The organism is Mesorhizobium sp. M7A.F.Ca.CA.002.04.1.1 (assembly GCF_004022805.1).
GTDB classification, from domain to species: Bacteria; Pseudomonadota; Alphaproteobacteria; order Rhizobiales; family Rhizobiaceae; genus Mesorhizobium; species Mesorhizobium ciceri.
Window position 1 is genome coordinate 1 of record NZ_RZPL01000140.1, and the last position, 9891, is coordinate 9891.

The following is a 9891-nucleotide window of genomic DNA, read 5'->3' on the forward strand; positions in this document are numbered from 1 at the left end:
GACGGCGATCTCGCGCGCGGACCTCGCCAGGACGATGAAGCGGCGGCTGCCGGACTACATGGTGCCCTCCTATCTCGAGGAGCTGCCGGCGATCCCGATGACGGTTTCCAACAAGGTGGATTTGCGCCAGCTGCCGAAGCCGACAAGCGTGCGGCTTTCGGGCGATCGCGCCATGGTCGCGCCCGCCAATGACGACGAGCGTTTCCTGGCCGACGCGCTGGCCGCGGTGCTGAAGTTCGACGAAGTGTCCGTCGAGGACAATTTCTTCGACGATCTCGGCGCCAACTCGCTGCTGATGGCGCATTTCTGCGCCCGTGTGCGCACCAGGAAGGAATGGGCGACGGCGTCCATGCGCGACATCTACCTCCACCCGACCGTGGCGCGGCTGGCGCTGCATCTGGGCGTAGCGGACGAGATGACGACGGCCACCAACGAGCCCGTCCTCACGCGGCGGGCCTCCAATCTTGCCTATTGGACCTGCGGCGCCGCACAGCTGATGTTCTACGGGCTCTACAGCTATGGCGCCCTGTGGGCGATCAATGGTGGTCTCAACTGGATGTACGACGCGCTCGACGATCCGCTGCAGCTCTACATCAGGTGCGTGGCGCTTTCGGCCGCCGTGTTCTTCGGCATGTCGGGTTTTGCCGTCCTCGCCAAATGGGTGCTGGTCGGCCGCTGGAAGGCGGAAGCGTTTCCCATCTGGGGCGTGCGTTACTTCCGCTTCTGGGTGGTCAAGACGTTGATCCGCACCGCGCCCGTCGTGCTGTTCCGCGGCAGCCCGCTCTACAGCATCTACCTGCAGCTTCTCGGCACCAGGCTCGGCAAGAACGCCGTCATCGAATCGAAATCCGTGCCCGTCTGCACGGATCTCATCTCGATCGGCGCCAACACCATCCTGCGCAAGGAATCGATGATCCTCGGCTTCCGGGCGCAGGCCGGCTATATCCACACCGGGCCGCTGACCATCGGCCGCGATGCCTTTGTCGGCGTCGGTTCGACGCTCGACATCGACACCAGGATCGGCGACGGCGCCCAGCTCGGCCATTCGTCCTCGCTGCACCGCGGCCAAAGCATCCCCGACGGCGAACGCTGGCATGGCTCGCCGGCCGTGCCGACCACGGCCGACTATTGCAAGGTGCGCAATGTCGATCCGTCCAACATCCGGCGCTTCCTGTTCGAAGCGGTTCAGCTGATCGGCCTGTTTGCCATCGTCACTCCCTTGCCGCTCCTGTTCCACAGCTATTGGGAAAATGTCGGCGACGACTACCAGGAAACCATCGGCGTCGTCGCGATCGGCACCACGGTGACGCTGTTCGGCTACATGGCCGCATCCTTCCTGGCGGCGACGCTGGTGCCGCGCCTGGTCAGCCTGCTGTTGAAGCCAGGCCGCACCTACACGCTGTACGGCTTCCGCTACTGGCTGCAGACCGTCGCTGAATTCTCCAGCAATTCCCGCGTGCTCGGCCTGCTGGCCGGCGACAGCTCGGCCATCGTGCACTACATGCGAGCGATCGGCTGGAATCTCAACAAGGTGGTGCAGACCGGCTCCAATTTCGGCTCCAACCAGCAGCACGAAAACCCGCTTCTGTGCGAGATCGGCACCGAGACCATGGTGTCGGACGGGCTGTTCATGATCAACATGCACAAATCCGCCGCCGCCTTCAGGCTCGAGCCGACGAGGATCGGCGAGCGCAATTATCTCGGCAACAACATCTACTATCCGCCGGACGGCCGCACCGGCGACAACGTCCTGCTCGGCACCAAGGTGATGATCCCCATCGACGGGCCGCTGCGCGAGAATGTCGGGCTCTTGGGTTCGCCTGCCTTTGAAATCCCGCGCATGGTGAACCGCGACAAGGAACTCATCGCCGGCATCGACGAGGACGACCGGCGCCGGCGCATCCCATTGAAGAACCGCCACAATCTGGTGACGATCCTGCTGTTCGTGGCAACGCAATGGGTCATGCTGTTCGCCACGCTGGCGATCTGGGACCGGGCGCTGAACTACTACACCGAATGGGCTGAAGTCGCACTGTTCGTCGCCGTGCTGCTGACCTCGGCGATCACCATTCCGTTCTACATCTTCGTGGAACGGGCAAGTCTTGGTTTCGGCAGGCTGAAGCCGCAGATGACGACGATCTATGACGTCGCGTTCTGGCGTCATGAACGCCACTGGAAGCTGGCGGATTCGCCGATCGTGCGGCTGTTCGCCGGCACGCCGTTCCGGCCGATGATCCTGCGCATGCTGGGCGTCAAGATCGGCAGCCGTGTCTATGACGGCGGCAGCAATCTGACAGAACGCTCGCTGGTGGAGATCGGCGACGACGCCACCCTCAACGAGGGCTGCGTCATCCAGGCCCATTCGCTGGAAGAAGGCGCCTTCAAGTCCGACTTCATCCGCATCGGCAAGGGCTGCACGCTCGGACCCTCCGCCTTTGTCCACTACGGCGTTGTCATGGGCGAAGGTTCGGTGGTCGATGTCGACTCCTTCGTCATGAAGGGCGAAGAGCTGGAGCCCAACTCCATATGGCGCGGCAACCCGGCCAAGCTGCATCGCTTCGTCGAACCGATCACCGAGTCCTCGGCCAAGGCATCGGCTTGAACACCGAGGACATCCGTCTCGTTGCCGTGACCAGGGCCAACCGCGCTCTGGTGGCGGCCCTGGAACTGGCTCCGGAGCAGAGGGATTTCGTCGCCGGCAATTCGGAGTCCCTCGAAGAAGCCGAAACCGACGAAGACGCGCGGCCGCGCGCCATCATGGCTGGGACCCGTGTCGTCGGTTTCCTGATGTACGATGCGTCGGACAACGAGGCGCTGGTCTACCGCTTCATGATCGACCGCGCCCACCAGGGCAAAGGCTATGGCAAAGCCGCATTGCGCGCCTTGCTCGACGAGATCGGAAATCTCGGCCATATCAGGGAGGTTTCGATCTGCTACGAGCCCGAGAACGAGGCCGCACGCCACCTCTATCGCGCAGCCGGCTTCGTGGAACAAGGCATCGACGAGGACGGAGAAATGATCGCCGTCCTGCCGATGGTCGATCGTTGACGCCGCCCGTTGCGAATTCATCGGCGGAAACGACCCTGCTGGAGGCTATGGCCGCGATCGCGCCGAGCGGTGTCCGGATCGGATGCCGCCTGATCCGCGAAGGCGATGAAGCCCATCTGCTGCCCATGGAAGCCCGCTCTATCGCGGCGCGCCAGCTTGCCATGCGGCGCGCCAGCGGCGCTGCGCGCTGGATCGCGCACGGACTGCTGGCGGAGCTTGGCGTCGGCGACGTCGCCATCCTGCGCGCGCCAACCGGCGCGCCGGTCTGGCCCGAGGGAATAATGGGTTCGCTCGCGCACGACGACGACATGGCGGTAGCGGCGGTTGCACCGGTTGGCGATATCGCCTCGCTCGGCATCGACGTCGAGCCCGCGCAGCCTCTCCCGGATGATATTTTGGCGCTCGTGACAACACCCGCGGACCGCACCGACGCAGCCGACCGGCATCTTGCCGGCCGCATCCTTTTTGCCGCCAAGGAAGCCGTCTACAAGGCCGTCTATCCGCTCGATCGCGAGGTGCTGGGCTATGAGGACATCACCGTCGACCTGAACGCAGGCCACGCGACGACGAAGACAGGCCGCAAGGCCAGGCTCGCCTACTGCGTTGCCCCGCGCGTGGTGGTGCTGGCGTTTGTCGAGAAAGACAGGGGTTAGCGCGCAGTCCTATTCGCCAACGATCTCCGTATACGCCCTCACCTCGCCATCCAGCCCGCGCAGCCGCCAGTTCTCGCCCTCCCGTCCCTCGACATGGCAAGGCCCGATCGGCACCTTGCCGCCGCCTTCCGGCAGGTCGAGCACATAGACGGGGTTGCAGATGCCCGACAGTCGCGCCCGCAGCGCTTCGGTCAGCGCCTGCCCCTGCGCAATCGTCGTGCGCCGGTGCGCCATGCCGCGCGCGAGGTCGCCATGGTGCAGGTAATAGGGTTTGACGCCGAGGCGATACATCAGCTCGCGGCAGAGCTCCTCCAGCGCCTCGACGCTGTCGTTGACGCCTTTGAGCAGAACGCTCTGGTTGAGCAGCACGAAGCCGGCTTGCCGCAGCGTGCGACAGGCGGTTTCCGTGGCCTGAGTGATTTCCCGCGCGTGGTTGAAATGGGTGACGATGGTGACCATCAGCCGGCCCTGCAGGGCCGCAACCAGCCCCGGCGTGATGCGCGACGGCAGCGCCACCGGAACGCGCGTGTGGATGCGCAGCAGCCGCACATGCGCGATCGCTTCGATGCGCGCGCGGATTTCGGCCAGCGCCTTGTCGGGCAGCGACAGCGGATCGCCGCCGGTCAGGATCACCTCGCGGATTTCGGGGTGATCCGCGATATAGGCCAGCGCCGGCTCCAGCGCCTCGCGCGTATAACCCCTGCCGATCGAGGTCAGCGATTCCTTGCGGAAGCAGAACCGGCAATAGACCGCGCATTGGTAGGTCGGGAACAACAGCACCCGGTCGGCATGGCGATGCGTCAAGCGCGGCACCGGGCTGAAGTCATGGTCGGCGATCGGATCGTCGAGTTCGCCTTCCGCTTCCTCAAGTTCTTGCGGAGACGGGATGACCTGCGCCCGGATCGGATCAGCCGGGTCGTTCCAGTCGATCAGGTCGAGATAGGCTTTGGGCGCGCGCACCTTGTGGTTCGCCGCCGCGGCCTGGGCGGCTGCGCGCTCGGCTGACGACAGCGGGAGGCGGTCAAGGTCGCGGACGTGGCGCACCCCGGCGCGGACGTCCGCCTGCCAGGCGGTGTCAGGATCGGCGGAGCGTGCATCGTGGAGGTTCGTGTCTGAAGTCATCAGGGTTCTCGGGGCAGTTTCTGGCGGAGCTATCGGCCGGATGGCCAGGCGGGTCAACCTTCTGGGGTGGTCGCCGCCATCAAATCCACCGCCTGCAAATCCGTAGGTATTTAGCCAAAATGGCACTATTCTGCGCAGTCTGGGCTTCAGGGAAAACGAATGGACTTCAGCACAGGCCATGGTTACCTGCTCATCGGCGGCCTCATCCTCGTCGGTACTGGGCTGCTCATCCTGTCGCTGATCGTCAATCTGCGCGTCGCCCACAGTGTGCGCGACGACGTGCGTCATCGCGAAAAGCTGCTGGAATACTACCGTAACATCTTCTCGCAGTTGGGCGTGATCCTGATCGGCATCGGCGTGTCGCTGTTCATCTTCTTTTTCCAGCAGAATTACCAAGACCAGCGCAGACGCGAAACGGATCTCCAGCAGGTTCTGGCCAAGCTGGCGGCGCGCATCGCTCGTGGCGCTCCCCTCGTCGAGTCACTTGGCGAATTCGACGCGCTGCTGGATGACGGCGGGGCCTACGTTAGTCCCGAACTTGGTGGAACCAACGCCGCCATCGGCGCGCAGGGAGCGGAGCTTGGCAAGCAGATCCGCGAAATCCTGCTGGTTGAGCGCGACGTCGACATCCGGGACTTCGACATCCTCAACCTGTCGCGCGATTTCGAGTCGTCGTTCGTCGTCAACCAGCTCGATCCGACGCTATGGTTCGACATCGTGCGCGACGAGAGCGAGATCAAATATGCCATCACCCAACTCACCCTCGACTACAAGGACCTGCAGGATGCGATCGGCGGCGAGCCGATCGAGGTTGCGATCGCCAATCCTGAAACCGAGCGCAAGATCAAGCACGAGGTGCTCGACATCTTCTACGATGCCGACCTCTTGCGCCAGCGCAGCAGGCGATTTCTCGGCCGTGCGTGCTGGCTTCTCAGCCACGGACGCAGCTTTGTCAGTCTTGCACCGGTCGACGCGATCGAAGCCGACGCGAGGTCACATCAGGAATGGATCGACAGATCGAAGCCCTCGCTGGCACAGACGAAATCGGGCAACGGCGATTGCTTCAAACTGCTCCGATACGGCCCGGCATCCTGACTCCCGGCGGGACCGGTCGATTTGGAAGTCAGTCCCCCACACGTTGCAGCGTGCCGAGATGATTGTCGTCGAGAAAACCTACAGTCATGGCCGACGCCTTGCCGTCAGCGCCGACCACGAAACTTACACCCGAGGGGCTGTCCGGCGTCTCCGCGTCGGGGAAGGTCAGGAAAAGATCACCGTCGAAATGCCTCAATGAATAGGACCGGCCGGCGGCCGGGCCCACCTTGAGTACAAGGTCGTCTCCCGCTTTCGACACAATCGCGTCGCCGATGAAGTCGTTGGCGTACCGGCCAGCATAGACACTGCCCGGCCCGGCTCGCCGTGACGGAGACGGCGGCGCGGCGTAGGCGGCCTTGGCCGCCGCGACCACCGGACCGAACAGGCCCGCATAGATATCATTCCACGCCTTGACCCAGTCCTTCTCGACCTTACCGTCGAAGACGAGATCGGCGAAGCTGTCGGACAATCCCTCCGGCAGGCCAGTCGGAAAGGCGTTGGCGACGATGACTATGCCCAGCTTCTCCTTTGGGAAGACTGTCACCAGGGTACGCGCGCCGACGCTGAAAGCGCCGGCGTGGCCCCAGCTCAGGCCGTGTCGGCCGAATTCGACATTCCAGCCGAGGCCGTAGAACGATGCGCCGCCGGAGACGGGGTTGTTGCCGCGCGATATCAGCGGAACATGCGTCTGGCTTAGCGCATCGGCGGCAATCAGTGTCTTGCCGGCATAAACGCCGTTGTGGAGGATGAGGCGCACCCATTGCGAGAGGTCACGTGCCGTAGAGCTGACGCCGCCGGCGGGCGCCTGCGCATCCGGATCGCGCTCTATCCTCGCTGCCCAGGCGCCATCGACCTTGACGTGAAGCGCGGCGCGGTTGGTTCGCTTGACGAAGTCCGAATGGCGGGAACTCGTGGAGGCCATGCCCAGCGGACGGTAGAGCTTCTCCTCGGCGACCTGCTCCCAGGGCTTTCCCGTCGGTGTCGCGGCTGCCACGGCACCCTCTGTCAATCCGAAATTGCTGTAAGAATACCCGGCCCGAAAGCTCGACGATGGCGGCACGAACCGCAGGCGATGCAGGATCTCGACGCGGTCGTAGCCAATGTCCTCGAGGTCGTCTCCGGCGGTGCCTGGAAGCCCGCTGCGATGCGAAAACAGGTCACGGACGGTGAGCTGGCTTGCCGGATAAGGATCGGCCAACCTGAAGGCCGGATCGAGATCGGCGATCTTCGAATCCCAGGACACGATCCTGTCGCTAACCAACGCCGCTACGACGGTGGCGGAAACCGGCTTGGAAAGGGAGGCGATCTGGAACACCGTGTCGGCGTCGACGATCTCAGGCTTGCCGGCCTCGCGATGCCCAAAACCCTTGAGGAAGATCACCTCGTCATCGCGCACGACGCCGATGGCGAGCCCGGGCACGGCACCGTCCGCGACGGCGGCTTCGGCAAGCGCTTCGAGCTTCGACAGGGCAGCAGTGATGCGCTCGGGCGTGAGGCTATCGGCCGGCGCCGCGTGCGGCCAAAGCGCCATTGCGGCGATGAAGACCCAAACCCTCCACTGGCAGAGATTCCGATTCAGCCGCATGCACAAGCCTCCTCCCAGGAATTCACATGACCATGATACAGGCCCGCACGGGTGAGACCAGCCCTTCTCGGGCGGCTCACGCCGCGAGCCGGATTCATCGGCCGCGCCGACGACGTCAGCTTCAGCGCCGCGCTCCTGTTCCTACCGCCCAGCGGCGTCCGCCATCGCAACAAAGGCGCTCTCGATGGTCTCGAAAGCCAGCTCCGGATACAGCACTCCGGCTTCCGGCGTGGCCGTCTCGAGCGCGGTCTCGCCGCGTATCCAGAATGCCCGCAGCAGTCCAAGCCAGGGGGCTGACGCGATCATCGCCTCAAGCTCCGCCGCACTCTGAGGCACGATGCGCGGCGAGCGGCCGCTCACCCGGCGCCACAGATCGATCATTTCGTTCTGGGTGATCTTGTTTCGGGCGATGCGGATCTCGCTGCGGATGGCCTTGGGATCGTTCAACGCGCGCAAGGTGACGGCGGCGATGTCCTTCTCGCTGACAAACGTCGCCGGCACATCGCCACCGCCATAAAGCGTCACCTCATCGGGCGGCAAGGGCGACGAGCCAAAGCGCATCAGATCGCCCAGCGTCGCCACCCAGGTCGAAAAGAAGCCGTTGGTGTAGATCACCGTGTAGGGCAGATCGGCTTGCCTGATCGCGTCGAACACGCCTCGCTTGAGATCGAGCGGTGGGATCGAGCCCGGGGCGGCGGCGGCGAAGTCGAGGCCGAAGCCGGCGGAAGGCACATAGCGGGAAACGCCGGCATCCCTCAGCGCCCGCACCAGCGTCATCTCGCTGGCCGAATGCACATGCACCGAGCTGATGACGCGGTCCACCGCACTGGCGGCGCGGACAAGGCTGTCATAGTCGTCGAGATCGCCGACGTGGATTTTGGCACCGAGCTCCTTCAGCGGGCGCAGCCGCTCTTCATCGCCGGCTGTTGCCGCACGAACCAGAACGTGCAGGCGATCGCCATTGCGGGCGCTGGCCTTCGCCATCTCGCTGCCCAGCAGCCCCGTCGCGCCGATGATCAGGGTGCTGGTCATATCGACCTCCCGTTGCGCAGGATGGAGCCGTCCCAGTCGCGCTCGAATCCGATGTCGTGCAAGCGATGGTTCGAGAAGCGTGAAACTTGGCGCAGCATCCGGCGGCGCTCGACGACTGCAGAGGCTCTGAGTGCAAGACCGCTCGTCGCGGCGCTGATGGATTCGAGAATCGGTTTCATGGTTCGTCTCCTGTGGTTCAGTAGGCGCAAGCGTGCCGACGCCGTCCGCAAGGGGACAAGCATGACGATTGCTCACACTGTTTCTGGTCGTTCAGCGCAGCGGCGAGATAGGAAAGCCGATCAATATCCGCTGCTACCCCTATAGATTGGACATTTCCGGGCTGGACGACAAACGACTCTTTGTGCAGGATTTGTGAGCAACACTCACAGGTGGACCATGCCGCGCAGACTACCGCCCCTCACTGCCTTGCCCGCCTTCGAGGCTGCCGCCAGGCATCTGAGTTTCTCCAAGGCGGCGGGTGAGCTCAACGTCACCCATGGCGCGGTCAGCCGCGCCATCCGCAACATCGAGGACAGGCTCGGCATCCAGCTTTTCGATCGGGGAACGAGGTCCGTGCGCCTGACGTCGGTCGGCGCGGCCTACGCATCGGAAGTCAGGACGGCGCTGGACCAGATCGCCGCCGCCACCATCGCCGCCACGCCCGACCGCACGGCAGGCATCCTGAATGTCAGCACATCGGACGGTTTTGCCGGCCGCTGGCTGGTGCCGAGGCTGCATCGCTTCCACCGCGCAAACGCCGACATCGACGTGCGGCTGTCGACCTCGGGCGTGCTTTCCGATTTCGTCAGCGACGGCATCGACATCGCCATCCGCTACGGCAAGGGCGGCTATACCGGGGTGACGGCGGAGTTTCTCGCTGATGAAGAGGTCTTCCCGGTCTGCAGCCCGGAACTGCTGCAAGGCGAACATCCGCTGCGCCAGCCCGGGGATCTCCGGCATCACAAGCTGATCCACGACGCCTTTCGCATCGACTGGGCAACATGGCTGCAACAGGCCGGCGTGGACGGCATCGATCCCAAGCGCGGCGTGCGCTTCGATTCCGCCACCTTCGCCGTCGAAGCCGCGGTGCATGGCGAAGGCGTGTTGCTCGGCCGAAGCGCGCTGGTCTCGGCCGACCTCGCTGCGGGGCGGCTGGTTCGTCCCTTCGATCTCGCGCTGAAATCCGCCTCGCGCTACTACGTCGTCTACCGTGACGGCGCGCTGCGCCAGAAAAAGATCAAGGCGTTCCGCGACTGGCTGTTTGCCGAAGTGGCCGCCGACTGGGTCGGTGCGACGAAGGATGGCTGATGCGGCAAGGGTTCAATTTGTGAAAGGCACCTCTTCGAGGTCTAGCCC

At 64.3% G+C, this 9891-nt stretch carries 9 protein-coding genes; 5 read left to right on the forward strand and 4 right to left on the reverse strand.

The window, feature by feature from the left end; genetic code table 11:
* From ENZ75_RS10165 to ENZ75_RS10175, 3 genes are all read left to right on the forward strand, one after another.
* The coding region (locus ENZ75_RS10165; RefSeq protein ID WP_245481143.1) for a Pls/PosA family non-ribosomal peptide synthetase at window positions 1-2602 on the forward strand (2602 nt) is incomplete at its 5' end.
* On the forward strand, window positions 2599-3048 hold the full coding sequence (locus ENZ75_RS10170) for a GNAT family N-acetyltransferase (protein ID WP_244514318.1): 450 nt from the start codon (window positions 2599-2601) through the stop codon (window positions 3046-3048). The genes ENZ75_RS10165 and ENZ75_RS10170, both read left to right, overlap by 4 nt.
* Before the next feature lie 47 nt (window positions 3049-3095).
* A complete protein-coding gene (locus tag ENZ75_RS10175) occupies window positions 3096-3701 on the forward strand; it encodes a 4'-phosphopantetheinyl transferase superfamily protein (RefSeq protein WP_063170289.1) in 606 nt (201 codons plus the stop codon).
* 9 nt (window positions 3702-3710) lie between these two features.
* Here ENZ75_RS10175 and ENZ75_RS10180 read toward each other — a convergent pair whose 3' ends face one another.
* Window positions 3711-4823, reverse strand: a complete 1113-nt coding sequence (locus ENZ75_RS10180; RefSeq protein WP_063168613.1) for a KamA family radical SAM protein — start codon at window positions 4821-4823, stop codon at window positions 3711-3713.
* A gap of 159 nt (window positions 4824-4982) precedes the next feature.
* On the opposite strand from ENZ75_RS10180, the gene ENZ75_RS10185 reads away from it, so the two are divergent.
* The gene (locus tag ENZ75_RS10185) at window positions 4983-5918 is read left to right on the forward strand and encodes a hypothetical protein (protein ID WP_013530658.1); all 936 of its coding nucleotides are present in this window, start codon (window positions 4983-4985) and stop codon (window positions 5916-5918) included.
* Between the two features lie 28 nt (window positions 5919-5946).
* Here the strand turns inward: ENZ75_RS10185 and ENZ75_RS10190 are convergent, their stop codons facing one another.
* The 3 genes from ENZ75_RS10190 to ENZ75_RS10200 form a co-directional block, all read right to left on the reverse strand.
* Window positions 5947-7503: a serine hydrolase gene (locus tag ENZ75_RS10190; RefSeq protein WP_063168614.1), complete on the reverse strand. Its 1557-nt coding sequence runs from the start codon at window positions 7501-7503 to the stop codon at window positions 5947-5949.
* Window positions 7504-7644: 141 nt separating this feature from the next.
* The gene (locus tag ENZ75_RS10195) at window positions 7645-8535 is read right to left on the reverse strand and encodes an NmrA family NAD(P)-binding protein (protein ID WP_063168615.1); all 891 of its coding nucleotides are present in this window, start codon (window positions 8533-8535) and stop codon (window positions 7645-7647) included.
* A complete protein-coding gene (locus ENZ75_RS10200) occupies window positions 8532-8714 on the reverse strand; it encodes a DUF1127 domain-containing protein (protein WP_013530655.1) in 183 nt (60 codons plus the stop codon). The genes ENZ75_RS10195 and ENZ75_RS10200 overlap by 4 nt, the downstream gene beginning before the upstream one ends.
* A gap of 217 nt (window positions 8715-8931) precedes the next feature.
* Between ENZ75_RS10200 and ENZ75_RS10205 the strand changes: the two genes are divergently transcribed.
* On the forward strand, window positions 8932-9843 hold the full coding sequence (locus tag ENZ75_RS10205; RefSeq protein ID WP_013530654.1) for a transcriptional regulator GcvA: 912 nt from the start codon (window positions 8932-8934) through the stop codon (window positions 9841-9843).
* Window positions 9844-9891: the final 48 nt, after the last annotated feature.

What these genes read in the sequence shown, in the direction of transcription:
- ENZ75_RS10205 (WP_013530654.1), top strand. Translation starts at nt 8,932, where the DNA reads ATGCCGCGCAGACTACCGCCCCTCACTGCCTTGCCCGCCTTCGAGGCT.
- ENZ75_RS10200 (WP_013530655.1), bottom strand. Translation starts at nt 8,714, where the DNA reads ATGAAACCGATTCTCGAATCCATCAGCGCCGCGACGAGCGGTCTTGCA.
- ENZ75_RS10185 (WP_013530658.1), top strand. Translation starts at nt 4,983, where the DNA reads ATGGACTTCAGCACAGGCCATGGTTACCTGCTCATCGGCGGCCTCATC.
- ENZ75_RS10175 (WP_063170289.1), top strand. Translation starts at nt 3,096, where the DNA reads ATGGCCGCGATCGCGCCGAGCGGTGTCCGGATCGGATGCCGCCTGATC.
- ENZ75_RS10195 (WP_063168615.1), bottom strand. Translation starts at nt 8,535, where the DNA reads ATGACCAGCACCCTGATCATCGGCGCGACGGGGCTGCTGGGCAGCGAG.
- ENZ75_RS10180 (WP_063168613.1), bottom strand. Translation starts at nt 4,823, where the DNA reads ATGACTTCAGACACGAACCTCCACGATGCACGCTCCGCCGATCCTGAC.
- ENZ75_RS10190 (WP_063168614.1), bottom strand. Translation starts at nt 7,503, where the DNA reads ATGCGGCTGAATCGGAATCTCTGCCAGTGGAGGGTTTGGGTCTTCATC.